The sequence below is a fragment of the Peribacillus sp. P4_B1 genome, from assembly GCF_056402395.1.
In genome coordinates this window covers 19550-34967 of the sequence record NZ_JBFUHM010000048.1, presented here as the reverse complement: position 1 = coordinate 34967, position 15418 = coordinate 19550, and the positions used below count along the sequence as shown (strand labels likewise).

Genomic DNA, 15418 nt, shown 5'->3' with positions numbered 1-15418 from the left:
GAATTACAAGGAGCAATGGCTATTTTCACCGTTAACTTGAAAAGAATATTGAAATTAATGGCCTAAAAAAGTGACAAACAGAAGCAAAAAAAGACGATTTCCATTCAAGTACCGAATGAGAATCGTCTTTTTTTAATTTGATTTACCGTACTAGTTAGAAAAACGTGAGTTTTTCAGCAGCCTCCTAAAGTGGTTTTCCCTTTTTTTTGGGGTACGATGGATCGCCATTCTATCATTCTGTAGGCACCTATCCATGATTCTTGGAAAGGGGCATCTCTCTTTAGTGGACAAAATGACTAGAAGTACAAAGGTACAATTTGGAGGGACTGGTTATATATCCATGCCTTTTTTACAAAGGTGAATAGTATATAGGAATCGGACAAGTAGGGTCCAATGGCTCAAGGCCCAAAAAGGGGAGAACAACATGCATTTCGAAATTGGAATGACTATTTTTGTGTTCGCCATGACAATGATAGTTATATTATGGAGGCCGGGAGGAATAAATGAAGCATGGCCAGCTTCAATCGGTGCTGTGATTATTTTACTGACTGGCATAGTATCCCATAGAGATATTTTGGATATTATCAATAAAATCGGGGGCGCATCGATCACTATCATGGCAACGATTGTCATGGCTGTTATCTTGGAAAGTTTTGGATTTTTTCACTGGGCGGCTGCAAGACTTGCCAGCCTTGCTAGAGGATCGGGGTATCGCCTGTATTGGTACATTCAATTATTGTGTTTTTTAATGACCCTGTTATTCAATAATGACGGCAGCATCATGATTACGACCCCCATCTTGATCTTGCTTCTGAAAAATCTTAGATTAAAACCACATGAGGCCATCCCGTATCTTTTGAGTGGGGCATTGATTGCAACAGCTTCAAGTGCGCCTATTGGCGTGAGTAATATTGTTAATTTAATCGCATTGCAAATCGTGCATATGACGCTTTATATGCATACTGCCATGATGTTTGTACCTGCAACTCTGGGGTTGGTCTTTATGTCATGGTTGATGTTCGTAGTGGTCAAGAAAAAATTGCCTAAGAAATTACCGGATATTTCTTATGACATTGAGGAAAGTTTCTTCACTAAGAATTTCCATCCTTTAAAGGGGAAAATGACAGTTGAAACAAAAAGGCAACGCACAAAGTTCATGTTGAAAGTATTGCTCTATGTGTTCGTGGTGCGCTGTTTACTCTTTGTAGCTTCTTATTTTTCCATTCCAATTGAGTGGGTTGCTGTACTTGGTTCTTTATCTTTACTGGTCTGGAGATGGTACCATTTACGGACAAATCCTGTCGATATCTTAAAAAAGACCCCATGGCACATCCTGATATTCGCATTCTCCATGTATGTCATCATTTATGGTCTCCATAATGTAGGACTTACAACCATACTTGTAGAGATATGCGAACCGATTGTTAACCAAGGGTTAATGAGTGCGAGCCTTGTCATGGGAGGATTGGTTTCGATCCTATCGAACATCTTCAACAATCATCCGGCATTAATGATAGGCACCATTACCTTAACGGAAATGGGACTTGATCCAATCACCTTAAAAACTATCTATCTAGCTAATATAATCGGTAGTGACATGGGATCATTGTTATTGCCCATCGGTACTCTTGCCTCGCTTATCTGGATGCATATCCTGAAACAAAACAAAATGAAAATAAAGTGGAAAGATTATTTAAGCGTATCCCTGATAGTCATACCCATAACAACAGTGGTGACACTGCTATTATTGTATTATTGGGTGCAAATGATTTTTAGCTGAATAAACCTCTAGGAGGAGATAGTAATGAGTGATGCTGTTGCATTACTGGGTAAACAGATTGATGTTCAACTCTCAGGAAATAAAACCTTCAAAGGAATTCTGACTGATCTGAGCACGGATATTCTAGTGTTGTTCAATGGACAGCGGTATTTGTATTTTCCAATGCTGCATGTCCATAGATTCAATCTGAGTACAGAGATTGATAGCGAGATTAAATATCCTATTGAGTCCCCCATGATGGAAGAGATGGCGTCCATTTCCTATCGTAAAACATTAATGAATGCAAAAGGGGTTTTTTCAGAAATCCATGTTGCGGGACATATTCCTTTACACGGTTATATCACAAATGTTTTCAATGATTACTTTGGGTTCTACTCGCCTGTATATAAAATGATGTATGTATCGCTGCACCACCTTAAATGGCTTACTCCGTATTATCCACATGCCACACCATACACCCTCAATAAAGAGAGTTTCCCCATAAACCCGACAGGTGTGCCAATGCTTCGTTCTTTGGAGGACCAATTAAAGAAAAATGCAGGAAAGCTTGTAGTATTTGATGGGGGAGAGGATCCTATGAAAATCGGTGTGCTTAAAAAGGCTGAAAACAACTTGGTTGAGTTAACGACAGCTAGTGGGGATGATGTGTTTTTGAAGCTTTCACATATTAAAACCGTGTATATGCCTTAGATTAATAGAAATGGGGGGAAAGCCAATTATGCTTGCCCCTCATTTTCATCTTCTGCTAGATGATGGGGGATACCAACGGATTCGGGTTCCTGATTAAAAATCCATCGTCTTCGTAATCAATTTCAGTTTGATCTGTAAAATGGGAATCCGAGGGGTCAATCAAAATTTTAATATCGTGTAAAACAAGTATTTCCTCTTGCTCCTTTTTCGAGCTTGCCAAGCTTAAAGAGTAATTCATCTGGTTACAGCAAGTTCTGTTTATACCAAACCTCAAATACGTTTCCTCTCCAAAGCTATGTTGTCTATCTTTAATTGCCTGCCGGGCTTTCCCTGTCAGTTTTATCAAGATGTTCACTCCAATGTCGTTAGGCTGTTCATAAATAGGGCGAGCGGTATATGTACCACTTTATCAACGTTCGATCTTCACGGTTAAAGGAGCACTGGCGTACAAATAAATAAATTTCGCTGTTCCATAATCCTTTGGATTGCTCCATTTCCACTATACATTAAATCCCTCCCTGTTAAGAAGGGTAATTTTGAAAGCGGTTACAACGCGACTTCAGTGTGGGTATAATGATTCATCTTAGATCGCATCATTGATTGCTACCATAAAAAATGATTATTTTTTGCGAAAAAAATAGGCTAAAAGTTTTATGTCGTTCACCGATAATACTATTGCGATGAGTATAAAGGTATATTCATATTGGTTGAAAGTAGGTCTAAAGATTCGAAAATGTTGCTTTGTTTTTGGAAAATAGTGAATTTTAAAATATTTAAGCAGATAAAGGAAGGGTTAAAATGTTTAAAGGAAAATTAAGCTATATGGTAATTTTATTGGTATTCATGGTTAGTTTCACTTTTTTACCTGGTTTAAAGGTCGAGGCGGCAGATCATGTGCATACTGTAATTTCTAATGAAACGGTGAAATCGATTGCCAAGACTTATGATATATCGAAGGAACAATTAATGAAAACGAATGGTTTACCGGATGATCAGTTATATGTGGGCCAAAAGTTGACGATCATTCAAACTGCTTATACTCCTTCCATTTATCAATGGTCGGAGAGAGGAAAACAAATTGCGAACTATGCGAAAACCTTTGTAGGGTTTAAAAAGACAGCAGGAGAAGAGACGCCTGAAAAAGGGTTTGATTCCAGCGGACTGATTCATTGGGTGCTTTCCCGGCAAAGTGTGCCGATCGACCGTTTAACAGTAGATGGCTTTTATAAGCAAGGGATGGATACCGCCACTCCGAAAACTGGAGATATTATATTCTTCCTGGAAAAAGACAGCTTAAAGGTTGTGACTGCAGGTATTTATCTTGGCGAAAACCAATTTGTCAATTCTGGATATGGTGCAGAAACGGTTCAGGTTAGATCCAGCACAGAAAATTATTTTGCAAAATACCAAATTGAGTATAAAACATACACTCCTAAAGGAGAACATATCGTCCGAAATGGTGAAACGCTTAAAAGTATTTCGGGAAATTATGGCATTTCCGTGAATACGATTAAAAATCGTAACGCTTTACCGACTGATGAGTTGATGCAAGGACAGTATCTACAACTATACAGCAACCCGTTGTATCCGTTTTATGTAAACCAAGAAGCTGCATATGATAAAGCATATGATGTAATTAAGTATGGATACACCCTACGCGGATTCACCTTTGTTTTTGGGGAGGAGGATCCGATGATCGGAATGGATTGCAGCGGCTTCATCTATTGGGTCATGAAAGAGCAGGGCCTTTCAGTAAAACGAGGTTCCGCAGCGGACTACTACTCATTGCTGCCCAAAATCGAAGAACCAAAGGCAGGGGATTTAGTATTTTTTAGGGACACAGGTACAAGGCTGGGTGTAACCCATGTAGGCATTTACCTAGGGGATGGCCGTTTTCTCCATACAACGGAAAACGCAGGCGTTCATATTTCCAACCTTTCATCAGCTTATTTTGCCGAGAAGTTCGAAAGTTTCGGTCAAGTTAAAGGCCTTATGAACTAAGAAGAATAGGAAGCCTGCTTGAGTGTTGCTGGTAGCCTCTTTTAAAAAAGACGATAGGGAAGATCATTCAACCTGTTTATATTCCAGAGTCGCTTTTTMAAGGGCACGAACGAACCGATTAAAAAGATCCAAGGGCTTTACCCTGTTTTTACTGGTAAAGTCATTACCTTTGAATAAGCTTTTTCTAAGCTTCGTCGAAAGCTCCAATTGCACGCCTGCACCCGTTTTGGATGTGTTGGTAATGTTGTTTCCATTCATGCCTGAAAGGTGCTGCGGTGCGTCTTCAGTTTGAAATCCAGCTTCATTGAGTGAATGTTGAATCAAGTTCTTATAGGGTTCATTCCGTCCTCCAATGTACACCAGCGCGTTATGAACGTCGTAGTGGCCATGGATGGAAAGGATGGTCTGTGCGTTCGCTGCCATTGAAACGCCGATCGGTTCATTGAATAACTTGGATGTTATATGAAGTACCTGGTTTCCTCTTGGTTTAAGACCTTCGAATAGATATGTGCTTGCACAAAGCCTTTCTCCAAGGGCGGCAGCAATCTCGCTAGTGCCTGGTTCGATATTCCCGCCATGTATGGCTAAGACTGCAATATCAGGTATCCTATGATGAACGATGATGCGGTAATCGAGGTATTCGTGTTCATTTTGCTGCAGTTCAGCAAAATCAGTATAGCTTTTCATGGTTATCCTCCCGTATCTGTAGCCTATTTATATTCTATACCCGTTGAAAGCAAAAATAAAAAAAAAAGCGGGGATGCCCCAGCTTTTTTTTTATTTTTCGATAGTCGTATATTGTTCTATTTTCTTTTGCTCATCGGGTGTTAAAGTTTCCGTGCGTTTGAACATATTACTGGTCACAAGCAGGGCTGCTATAAGAACTACAGGTATAACCCAGCTTGTTATTTTTTTTACGATATTCATATTCTAAGTCCCCTTATGCATTACTAAAGTTCATATGGTATTTGAAAGGAGAAGCTGGATAAGCATTTTTATTGCCGCGCTTTCCAGCTTCCATGTCTTCTTTTATCTCCAGCTCCGGATAGTCGTCCGTCTTTCTCGTTTTTAACGAGTACTTGAACCCCGCCATAATACATGGGTGAAATCTTCTGAATGACTTCGTATCCTGAATTTTCTAAGTCGGATATTATTTCATTCGAAAGCCTGGATTCCGTATAAATTTTCTTTCTATCAAAGACGAACCGATTACGGTCGATGATATCCTGAAATGAGCCTTCATTCTCTGTATATGAATAAAGGACCTGCATCAATACTTGAGGAATCCTATCACCGCCGGGTGAGCCGATCCCAATCGATTCCTTCCCTGGTTTCTTAAGAATGGTTGGTGCGGTGAAAGTTCTTGACCGTTTATATGCCTCTTGAGAATTCAGGCCGGCCCGGAAATTTTTCAATTGATCGTTAAGGAAAAAGCCATTCGTATAGTCACCAGATCCGAAAAAGTTACTGAGTGTATTTGTTGTGGAAACGACAGTGCCATATTTGTCCATGATCACAAAATGTGTCGTGCTTTCATGTTCTTCGGAACCAAACGATTCCTCATTTTTCCAACTTCCACTATTGATCTTATTTTTAAGATTATTCAAGTGAATGGGGGAGAGCAATTGTTCAGCCTTAGAGTGACTTATTCCATCACCAGTATGTGCTGATCGATCTTGATAAGCGGTATTTGTGATGCCACCCAGGATTTTCATATAATCTGATTTGCTTGAAGACTCGCCCAGGTTGGTTTCCTCGGCGAGCTTTAACATTTCAAGAACTGTAATCCCGGAAAAGGGAGGAGGGGCTGTATAAACGTCATAACCGGCAAATGTTCCTTGGACCGGGGTACGTTCTTTCACCTCATAGCGCTTTAAATCCATCAAGTCGATGTCTGTTTTTCTTTTAATATCCCGTGCAATTTTCCCTTTATAAAAACCATCAGGACCTTCCTGTTGAATCTTCTTCAATGTTTTAGCAAGTCTTTTTTGGATGAGGGTTTTGCCTGGTTCAATGGCATCACCATCAGGATAAAAAAGTGAAGTGTTATCGGAATAGACCCTTGGCTGAGCTGCTTCTAAGCGTGATGATAACGTTGCGTCCACTTTAAAACCTCCTTCAGCCAAATCTATCGCCGGCTGAAGAAGATCTGCCATTGGTACGCTCCCGTACTTATCGCTTATAACCTGCATGCCGGCCACTAAGCCAGGAATCCCCGCATTGTGTCTTGAACTTGGATCTTCCGGAGAGGATTCACGATAATCGATAAAATTGGGGTCTCCGGATCCAGGGGTAATCAGCATACCGCCGCCGCCACCCACGCCAGATCCAAAAGGTTCGACTACACCTAATACATAGGATACCGCAATTGCGGCATCCGCCGCTGTTCCGCCGTTATCCAATATTTCCATCCCGACATCTATTGCGATTGGGTTTGAAGAACTGACCCCATATGATTGTTCCGTTTTACTCTTTATCGGATCATTCGTGTCAGAAATAGGGGGTGTCTTCGAACATCCAGCTAAATATATGAGCATGCAAAGGGAAATGAATACTTTTCCCGTCATACGATTAATCATCGATTATTCCCCCTGTTCGTTGAGCTTCCAAGTTGTTTCACTTTTCACATAGTATCCAATCGTTCCTTACTGAATGGGTTGTATGTTCTGTGGTGTAGCTTTTACTTCTTGTTTCTCTTGTGCAGCTTTCTTTTCTTTTGCTGCTTTTTCTTCTTGTGCAGCTTTCTTTTCTTTCGCTGCCTTTTCTTCTTGCTCACGTTGAACTTTATGGTCGATTACTTTCTTGTGATCCAATGTAATCTCGATGTGATCCTCTTTTTTCGACCATTGGGCTTTTTCACTTGTTTCCTTAGTCAACTGACGGTAAACACGTGATTTGTCGATTGAAGAGGTAGCTGGCCTTGGTGTTGCTTCTTCAATTTGCAGTGGAACGACATCGACCGTAGCTTTTCCGTCTTTCGCTAAATGGTATTGAACCATTGCTGAATCTTTCGTGCGTGTCCAGCCTTGATCGAATATGAAGTTTCCTAAGCTATAGAAAATGACTCCATCTTTATAAACATCAAACGATTGAAGCACATGGGGGTGATGGCCGATGATGATATCAGCTCCCGCATCGATTATTGCTTTAGCCAATTCTGTTTGACGAGCGGTTGTAGATGTTGAATACTCTATTCCCCAGTGAACATTCACCACAACCAAGTCTGCGTTGCCTTGCTTGGCATCCTTTGCTTTTTCAATCATTTCAAATAATAAATCAGGGTTGGTGTTCAATATCCCGGCTTTATTACTTTTTGGCACGGCATCCTTACCGTAAACATCTGTAAAGCCAAGTGTTGCGACACGGACGCCATTAACATCCGCATAGTCGATGCTATTTTTAGCTTCGGCAGTGTTCGATCCAACACCGACATAGTTCATATCTGCAGTTTTGAATTCATCAATCGTGTCAAGCAGTCCTCGTTCTTCGAAGTCCATCATATGGTTATTGGCCAAATTCATCACAGAGAAGCCAGCATCTTTAACGGCTTTCACACCACTATTATTGGAGTTTAACCTGATGGCCGTGTCTGCTTCCTTGTAGTTGGATGCCTCTTCTTTTAAAACGGGATGTTCATAATTCCCACTGACATAGTCTGATTCGGCAAAATAGGGTTTCATATAACGGAAGAGGTAATCATACCCGTGCTTTTCCGTCACTTCTTCAACATAACGTCCCATCATCACATCACCGACCATTGTCATCGTCAATGGTTGATCAGTTTTTGAAGCAGGTGTTTTCACTTCTTCAGCCCGTCCCATCCAAGTGGTAATGACTAAAGCGATTAGTAATATAGGTAGTATGATTCCAGTGTATTTAAGATTCTGTTTCTTCGTACGTTTAATAAAGATAAGTGTTTTTTCTTTTGCATTTAAAGTCCGTTTCATTTTTTGCACCTCAGAATAGGTAGTACACGTTCATTAAACCGAAAGTTAAGCCGGATAATAAAAGCGTGCTGCCAAGTGTCAATGGCATTCCTTGTCTTTGAATGGTATTCGCTATCAATCCGGGTACGATTATACCGATTCCCCGAAACTCGAATATTTCAAATGGCATGACGGGGTAGACCATGTCCAATAGGAGTTTCAGGCAAATCCCGGTCACCATCATGGCTGCGAATTTTCTTCTTCCATATAAAATCACCCATCTTGAAAGGCCGTGAGTGACGATTAAATAAGTTACTACACTAATGACCAAGATGACCAGCATGATTTCCCATTGATCAAATACTAATGCCAAATAACCTGGCACAATAAGTCCTGCGGGTACGACACCCGTTTTTTCTGAAAATATAAGGCTAAGCGTTACTCCCAGTACTAGTGCTACATATAAATCCGATCCAAACATTAAGGTTCCTCCTACTTAACTTGCTTTCTGCTTTGTTTTAGATTTCATGAATGCTTCAATTAATGGTTCCGCTGCGCCGTGAATATTCCCGACACCGTAGACGATGCGATTTTTCATCAATGGGCGGAGACGGGCCACGATTTCTTCAGTTGACCAGTTTTCCAAATCCCAATATTCTTTTGTATCCAAATTACCTTGCTCGAATACCTTTGTTATTGGTGATGTAGTTTCACCAATGGCAATGACGATTTCAGATTTAATGTAAGGCAATACATCTCTTGCAAACTGCTCTGTACGGTCCACACGGTCAGCACGGCAGTTCATGATGACGATAGGAGGTTCTGAGCTGTATCCGAACGTTTTGACACGATCCCAGATGTTCAGCGTCGATGCCGCGTCGTTTGCAGCAAAGCCATTGACAAAGAAAGTTGGCTTGACTGGATCTCCAAATCTGGTGATCCGCATGGCCCCTGGATCTGGATGCGCATTTAACATGCCGCGAAAAGCTGTTTTTTCATCAATGCCTAAAGCTTCTGCAACAGCCAAAGCCAGTGATGCGTTATCCGGAAATACCATATAATCGAATTCGCGCAAGAAGTCTTCAGAGATTCTTGAATTATCTGCAACGATCACTTTTGAGTTGCGTTCTTTGGCAATTTTCTTGAAGAAGTCCAAATATTCACTTTCAATGGTAATCAAGTGACCATTATAAGGGATTGTAGCTGTAAAGGCTTCTGCAACCTCATCCATTGTCGGTCCCATGACATCCATATGGTCTTCTAATACATTCACGATGACCCCAATGTTTGCTTGGATCATTTTATTTTGGAAGATTAATTGATAGTCAGGCTGTACGGCCATACATTCACAAACAAGTGCTTCCGTTCCTAAATCTGCTACTTCTTTAACTACACGCCGTTGTTCTCCAATGTTCGGTCCCTCTGGGCGGCGTTTAATCGGTTTTTCTTTGTCGGTAAACCAGTAGATCATTCTAGCTGATGTTCCGGTTGTTTTACCTACTGTTTTGTACTTAGCTTCCTGGATCACACCTGTTATTAGACGTGTTACAGTCGATTTGCCTCGAATACCGTTTACATTCACACGTACCGGAATGGAATCGAGACGCTTCTGATGGCGTCTTTGTTCGAAGATGCCATAGCCAAGTAAAAAGATCGCACAAATAAATATTGGTGCCATTTTTTAACCTCTCTTTTTTTAAATATTTGATTTACTGAATACACACTACATGATTTTAAACTTAATAGGCAAGAGCCAATTATTCTATCGTAATATAACAGTTGTCAGCTTTTTGCAAAAAATGTATATAGGAGTGTAATAGTATCTAATGGAATAAAATGTTTTATGAGTCCAAAGATATGGAGAAAGTCGAGTAAAACCTTGATTTATTTACACTAAAATATGGAAAGTTTAATAAATGGCCATTATGAATACAATTAAAATAGTTTTATAGGCATTTGAACCCGATTCTTAATATCTGTATTTGGATAATGAATTGTTATTAAAAGTGAGGTTTATTACAATTTATTGATTGTTTATACCCATTAATTTGACCTAAACGTTACAATATTTACGTATTTGTCATTCAATGTAAGATGGTGCATCTATAGACACATGTAGTCGGACTTTTATGAATATGACCAAAGATGAGTAAAAGAACACATCTCTTTTTTTGTAAGTTTTGGGTATTTTTCTAGAAAAATACCCGTGGGCCTATATTGTGACTTTTACCTAAAACATGAAATAAACTAAGGTTAATCCAATTTATTTAAAAAATACCTAGTTACTTCTATTAATATAGTGTTAATAGAAAAAAGAAAAATAAAAAAAGCTCAGAAGTATATCTGAGCTTTCGGCTTTTATATTTTAAAAGAATGATTTGGGTAATGAATCTCCGTTTATCATGGAGAATGCGACGTTTGTAGGGTATAAACTACAACATTAGTAGCTTATTTTTTGAAGGAATCAGGTTAACTGGATTTTTTTCTGTCAGAAATTTCAATGTTGGGGCCTTTTTTACCGCCTTCAATCACATAAAGTCTAGGAGCTAATCTCCTCCTACCTTGATTTTCAGAATTCATCTTCATATAATTTTCGTATTCTTTGCGAAAGAATTTGTTGTTTTTCCGATCTAGTGCTTTTCTTTCGTTAAAATCTGCCATGAATTTGAAAAAACGTTTCATATGAATTCCTCCTTATGGGGTTAAAAGGTCTTGGTTTAATAGTAACACATTGTTGGTGAAATTTAACCTTTTTTTACAATTTTGGAGTGAAAATTATGCTTTTTGTGTGAAAAAAGTTGTGAATTGTTTGGTTTGCAAGAAAGCGTGCAATGAACCTTACTGAGTATAAGGGCCCGTGCATTGGGTTGAAATGAAATGCTGGATCAAGTGAGTTCTTGTACTGGTGATTTCCAGTAAGTGGGTATTGGAAGTGAGAAGTATTTCAGTAAGAATATTCCTAATAAATTCATTATACACTAAATATTCTGAAAACAAAAGAAAATATTCACTTCCAACCCTTTTGATAGATTTTTCTTTTCATGATTATTAACTTTTCATGATGATTAATGCGTATAGTCTTTTATACCCCAAATACACGAAAACGAAACAATTACCATGAAGGGGAGAAAAAGAAAATTTCCCGCGTTCAAGTGACGGGAAATTTTCTAGTATCATAATTGGAATTTCTTGACCTGTTCGGTTAGCAGTTCAGCGGAAGATGCGAGTTCACAGGCATGATTCGTGACTTCATCCATCGAAGAGCTGGATTGTTGAGCGGAGGCAGAAACTTGTTCGATTCCTGCCGCGGACTCTTCAGTTACGGCTGCGATATCTTCGATGGCCTGATTGATTTCTTTACTATTTTTGGAGATATAGTTCAATTCAGCTGTAATATGCTGTATTTTCATTCCCATATTCCCGACAGAGTGATTGATTGTTTCAAAGGTTTGGCCGGTGAGCGTAATCTGTTTCGTGCCTTCATCCACCTGTGTATAACCATCTTCCAGGGAGTGGACGACCGTTTTTGAATCTGTTTGAATAGCGGTGACAATATCGGTGATATCCCCAACGGATTGTGTGACCCCTTCAGCGAGTTTCCGCACTTCAGCTGCGACGACGGCGAAGCCCTTGCCATGTTCACCAGCGCGTGCAGCTTCTATGGCTGCATTCAGCGCCAATAGGTTGGTTTGATTGGATATATCTTTGATGACCTGCACAAGCTGTGAGATTTCCTGTGATTGAGAATCGAGCCTTTTCACTTGCCCGACGGCATTTTTGACAATTCCGTCAATCATTTGCATTTGTTGGACCGAACTGCGCATTAAAGTGGTGCCCTCCTTGGTCAAGGATAGGATCTCGGTCGAACTTTGAGATACTTCCATTCCTTCAAGATGGGCCTGCTCGATCTTGCCGGTGAAATCATCCATCATGCGGACCATTTCAGCTGCCCGGTTGGCTTGTGAGTCCGAGCCTTCCGAAAGTTCGTACATGGTAGCCGCAATCTGTTTGCTGCCCTGTTGCACTTCATTTGCTGATTGAGTCAGATCCTCGCTTTGGTTGGAAACGGATTCGGATACAACCAGCATTTTTTCGATCGTATCACGAAGGTTTTTCTGCATTTGGTTGGCGGATACCGTTAATTCACCCATTTCATCATTTGACTTTTGCTCCAGTGGCTCATGATTCAGTTTTCCGTCAGCAACCATTTTCATCCTGTCCCTGACTTTAAGGAGGGGGGTGGTAATGAGGTTTGCAGTCACAAGTGCAAGCACAAGGCCGATAAGGACTGCCGCAATGGATATGATGATACTTGTAGACTTAACCGATTTCCCGCTTGCGATGACGGTTTCACCTAAATCGACAATCGTTTTTTCGCGTTCGGAAGCTAGCTCTCTAAACCCATCCATCAATTCATTGCTTATTGGTGCAACTTCATCCTTTAGTATTTCTATAGCACGTTCTTCATTTCCTTGATCATATTGTGTAAATACGCGGTCTATAATAATCGTTCTCCAATCCACGCTTTTCTCAATCAATTCCTTCGTTTTTTCAGAATCACTTAAGGCTAATAGATCCTCCTGAATGACTTTGCTTTCTTCGGTATATTTTAAGAACTTCTCTTTATTACTTTCGTCGCCATATAGAATATAGCCTCTTGCGAGTGCGCTTCTTTGTGCAACATTATTGAGTAGTTGTTCTTCATCAATTAGAATCGGCAATTTTTGGCTAATGATATCTTTGGAATGTACAAGTGACTTATTGCTGCTATAAATATTAAATGCTCCTAAGATGATACACAAAGATATGATGAGTGAAAAATGCTGCCAATATCTTTCCTTTAATACTTTTCAAATTAATGAACCCCTTTATCGATATTTTATTCCCTCTTTTTTTATCGGATAAATAATGGGTTATTTAAGCAGATGAGAAGATAACCAAGTTCTCCGTTAGGTGTGATTTTCCATAATCCAAACATCTTGATTTCTTCTCGTTTTCAAGTTACTATTGACTTGGAAAAATATAATATTCCGCGTTATGGCGGAAGAGGTTCTAGCTACCCTCTCAAAAAAACTAAGGAGAAACAGTGCTCTTTTCTTAGGGTGCTGTTTTTTTCCGTAAAAAGGAGTTTTATAGAAATGAAGAAGAAAGAAAAGGCAGTGGTTGTGTTTAGCGGAGGTCAGGACAGTACGACGTGCCTGTTCTGGGCGATGGAGAGATATGAGGAAGTGGAAGCGGTGACGTTTGATTATAATCAGCGGCACAGCTTGGAAATCGAATGCGCTCAAGAGATTGCCAAGGAATTGGGCGTGAACCATCATATCCTTGACATGTCGCTGCTGAACCAATTGGCACCGAATGCTTTGACGAGAAGTGACATTGCAGTGGAGGACGGGGAAGACGGGGAATTGCCGTCGACGTTCGTACCAGGGCGGAATTTACTGTTCCTATCGTTTGCCGGAGTGTTGGCCAGTCAGATTGGCGCTAAACATATTGTCACCGGTGTCTGTGAAACGGATTTCAGCGGATATCCGGACTGCCGGGATGTATTCATTAAATCGTTGAATGTGACCTTGAACTTGTCGATGGACCAGTCATTCGTGATTGATACGCCGCTTATGTGGCTTAATAAAGAGGAAACATGGGAGCTTGCCGATCAGCTTGGCGCGTTCGACTTTGTCCGCGAAAAGACCCTGACTTGCTATAACGGAATCATATCAGACGGCTGTGGAGATTGTCCGGCATGTAAGTTGCGGAAAAAAGGATTGGATGACTATGTAAGCAGACGGAAGGTGCTTTCGTGATGTACGGTTTTACTATAGTAGATAAACTCCAAAAAATAGATCAAGATATTCAGCGCAGCCAATTGAAATATACAACTAAAAGGGTCATGGTCAGTAAGGAATTTACCTTTGACGCAGCACACCATCTACATGACTATGAAGGAAAATGCAAGAACTTGCATGGCCATACGTATAAGGTCATTTTCGGATTGAGCGGGTATACGGATTCACGCGGTTTGATGATAGATTTCGGGGACATCAAGGATATATGGAAAAATGAAATTGAAATCCACCTTGATCATCGTTATTTGAATGAAACCTTGCCGCTCATGAACACTACGGCTGAAAATATGGTTGTCTGGATTTATGAAAAAATGGCCGAAGCCCTTTCATTAAAGGAATATGAGGGTGCTAGGGTCGAATTCGTTCGACTATACGAAACGCCGACAAGCTATGCCGAAGCCAGACGGGAGTGGATGGAAAGTGAGTAAACTCCCGGTTATGGAAATCTTCGGACCGACCATACAAGGTGAGGGAATGGTCATTGGCCAAAAAACCATGTTCGTTCGGACGGCTGGCTGCGATTATTCATGTGCCTGGTGTGATTCCGCATTTACTTGGGATGGAACCGGTAAGGAAGATACCGTCCAAATGACTGCCGAGGAAATATGGGATGAGCTGAAGCGGATTGGGGGTGCCGGTTTTTCCTTCGTGACGATATCAGGCGGAAACCCGGCACTGCTGAAAAACTTAAACAGCCTGGTAGCGATCCTACATGAAAATAAAATGAAAATAGGTGTCGAAACACAAGGGAGCAGATGGCAGGATTGGTTTCTCGATATTGATGAATTGACTATTTCTCCTAAGCCGCCGAGTTCAAAAATGAACACGGACTTTACGGTGCTCGACCAAATCATATCGAACCTTGCCAATCGAAACCCTGAAAACCATGTCTCATTGAAGGTAGTCGTCTTTAACGAAGAGGATTATCAATATGCTAAAAATGTACATGGCCGCTACCCCGATATTCCTTTTTATCTGCAGGTCGGCAATGACGACAGCAGTACGGCGGATGATCGTCAATTGATCAGCGGGCTTTTGAGGAAATACGAGGAGCTAATTGATAAAGTGATAGCCGATGATGAATTGAATGATGTGAAAGTGCTGCCACAGCTTCATACCTATATATGGGGCAACAAGCGAGGCGTGTAAAGATCTGAGACAGAAGGCGGTGTGAT

General features: G+C 40.6%; 15 protein-coding genes and 1 riboswitch. Of the genes, 6 read left to right on the top strand and 9 right to left on the bottom strand.

Translation table 11 applies throughout. The features are described 5' to 3' along the window. Positions 1-424 precede the first annotated feature (424 nt). Together AC1DVK_RS21500 and AC1DVK_RS21495 are read left to right on the top strand one after the other, a co-directional pair. Complete coding sequence (locus tag AC1DVK_RS21500; protein ID WP_318685305.1) at positions 425-1780, top strand: arsenic transporter; 1356 nt, start codon at positions 425-427, stop codon at positions 1778-1780. A 24-nt stretch (positions 1781-1804) separates the two neighbouring features. Beyond that, a complete protein-coding gene (locus tag AC1DVK_RS21495) occupies positions 1805-2470 on the top strand; it encodes a DUF2642 domain-containing protein (RefSeq protein ID WP_477627338.1) in 666 nt (221 codons plus the stop codon). A gap of 55 nt (positions 2471-2525) precedes the next feature. On the opposite strand, the gene AC1DVK_RS21490 is transcribed toward AC1DVK_RS21495, so the two are convergent. Continuing rightward, a complete protein-coding gene (locus tag AC1DVK_RS21490; RefSeq protein WP_410863510.1) occupies positions 2526-2816 on the bottom strand; it encodes a HesB/IscA family protein in 291 nt (96 codons plus the stop codon). A 452-nt stretch (positions 2817-3268) separates the two neighbouring features. On the opposite strand from AC1DVK_RS21490, the gene AC1DVK_RS21485 reads away from it, so the two are divergent. Continuing rightward, entirely contained in the window at positions 3269-4471 is a 1203-nt protein-coding gene (locus AC1DVK_RS21485; RefSeq protein WP_477627337.1) for a C40 family peptidase, read from the top strand. 63 nt (positions 4472-4534) lie between these two features. On the opposite strand, the gene AC1DVK_RS21480 is transcribed toward AC1DVK_RS21485, so the two are convergent. The 8 genes from AC1DVK_RS21480 to AC1DVK_RS21445 form a co-directional block, all read right to left on the bottom strand. After that, positions 4535-5158 (bottom strand): poly-gamma-glutamate hydrolase family protein, encoded by a 624-nt coding sequence (locus tag AC1DVK_RS21480; protein ID WP_477627336.1) that lies wholly within the window; start codon positions 5156-5158, stop codon positions 4535-4537. Positions 5159-5248: 90 nt separating this feature from the next. Further along, positions 5249-5398 (bottom strand): CapE family protein, encoded by a 150-nt coding sequence (locus AC1DVK_RS21475; protein WP_167555997.1) that lies wholly within the window; start codon positions 5396-5398, stop codon positions 5249-5251. Between the two features lie 68 nt (positions 5399-5466). After that, positions 5467-7050 (bottom strand): gamma-glutamyltransferase family protein, encoded by a 1584-nt coding sequence (locus AC1DVK_RS21470; RefSeq protein WP_410863506.1) that lies wholly within the window; start codon positions 7048-7050, stop codon positions 5467-5469. Between the two features lie 66 nt (positions 7051-7116). Continuing rightward, positions 7117-8418, bottom strand: coding sequence for a CapA family protein (locus AC1DVK_RS21465; RefSeq protein WP_477627335.1), 1302 nt, complete (start codon positions 8416-8418; stop codon positions 7117-7119). 10 nt (positions 8419-8428) lie between these two features. Continuing rightward, a complete protein-coding gene (pgsC, locus tag AC1DVK_RS21460; RefSeq protein ID WP_061464491.1) occupies positions 8429-8878 on the bottom strand; it encodes a poly-gamma-glutamate biosynthesis protein PgsC in 450 nt (149 codons plus the stop codon). 15 nt (positions 8879-8893) lie between these two features. Then, on the bottom strand, positions 8894-10075 hold the full coding sequence (gene pgsB / locus AC1DVK_RS21455) for a poly-gamma-glutamate synthase PgsB (protein ID WP_410863503.1): 1182 nt from the start codon (positions 10073-10075) through the stop codon (positions 8894-8896). A 791-nt stretch (positions 10076-10866) separates the two neighbouring features. Continuing rightward, positions 10867-11079: a hypothetical protein gene (locus AC1DVK_RS21450; protein ID WP_089364740.1), complete on the bottom strand. Its 213-nt coding sequence runs from the start codon at positions 11077-11079 to the stop codon at positions 10867-10869. Positions 11080-11570: 491 nt separating this feature from the next. Next, positions 11571-13199 carry a methyl-accepting chemotaxis protein gene (locus AC1DVK_RS21445; RefSeq protein WP_477627334.1) on the bottom strand — a complete coding sequence of 543 codons (1629 nt, stop codon included), beginning with the start codon at positions 13197-13199 and terminating at the stop codon, positions 11571-11573. Positions 13200-13437: 238 nt separating this feature from the next. Further along, positions 13438-13480: riboswitch (PreQ1 riboswitch) on the top strand. A gap of 55 nt (positions 13481-13535) precedes the next feature. On the opposite strand from AC1DVK_RS21445, the gene queC reads away from it, so the two are divergent. Genes queC through queE form a run of 3 tightly spaced genes read left to right on the top strand, consistent with a single transcriptional unit; the run spans position 13536 to position 15392 of the window. After that, the gene (gene queC / locus AC1DVK_RS21440) at positions 13536-14201 is read left to right on the top strand and encodes a 7-cyano-7-deazaguanine synthase QueC (RefSeq protein WP_061464487.1); all 666 of its coding nucleotides are present in this window, start codon (positions 13536-13538) and stop codon (positions 14199-14201) included. Beyond that, the gene (queD, locus tag AC1DVK_RS21435) at positions 14201-14671 is read left to right on the top strand and encodes a 6-carboxytetrahydropterin synthase QueD (protein WP_061464486.1); all 471 of its coding nucleotides are present in this window, start codon (positions 14201-14203) and stop codon (positions 14669-14671) included. Before queC ends, queD begins: the two co-directional genes overlap by 1 nt. Beyond that, a complete protein-coding gene (gene queE, locus AC1DVK_RS21430; protein WP_061464485.1) occupies positions 14664-15392 on the top strand; it encodes a 7-carboxy-7-deazaguanine synthase QueE in 729 nt (242 codons plus the stop codon). Before queD ends, queE begins: the two co-directional genes overlap by 8 nt. Positions 15393-15418 lie beyond the last annotated feature (26 nt).

Excerpts from the sequence above, each read along its gene's own strand:
- pgsB (WP_410863503.1), bottom strand. The coding sequence starts at position 10,075 with ATGGCACCAATATTTATTTGTGCGATCTTTTTACTTGGCTATGGCATC.
- AC1DVK_RS21470 (WP_410863506.1), bottom strand. The coding sequence starts at position 7,050 with ATGATTAATCGTATGACGGGAAAAGTATTCATTTCCCTTTGCATGCTC.
- AC1DVK_RS21485 (WP_477627337.1), top strand. The coding sequence starts at position 3,269 with ATGTTTAAAGGAAAATTAAGCTATATGGTAATTTTATTGGTATTCATG.
- AC1DVK_RS21475 (WP_167555997.1), bottom strand. The coding sequence starts at position 5,398 with ATGAATATCGTAAAAAAAATAACAAGCTGGGTTATACCTGTAGTTCTT.
- AC1DVK_RS21495 (WP_477627338.1), top strand. The coding sequence starts at position 1,805 with ATGAGTGATGCTGTTGCATTACTGGGTAAACAGATTGATGTTCAACTC.
- AC1DVK_RS21500 (WP_318685305.1), top strand. The coding sequence starts at position 425 with ATGCATTTCGAAATTGGAATGACTATTTTTGTGTTCGCCATGACAATG.
- AC1DVK_RS21450 (WP_089364740.1), bottom strand. The coding sequence starts at position 11,079 with ATGAAACGTTTTTTCAAATTCATGGCAGATTTTAACGAAAGAAAAGCA.
- pgsC (WP_061464491.1), bottom strand. The coding sequence starts at position 8,878 with ATGTTTGGATCGGATTTATATGTAGCACTAGTACTGGGAGTAACGCTT.
- queD (WP_061464486.1), top strand. The coding sequence starts at position 14,201 with ATGTACGGTTTTACTATAGTAGATAAACTCCAAAAAATAGATCAAGAT.
- queC (WP_061464487.1), top strand. The coding sequence starts at position 13,536 with ATGAAGAAGAAAGAAAAGGCAGTGGTTGTGTTTAGCGGAGGTCAGGAC.
- AC1DVK_RS21465 (WP_477627335.1), bottom strand. The coding sequence starts at position 8,418 with ATGAAACGGACTTTAAATGCAAAAGAAAAAACACTTATCTTTATTAAA.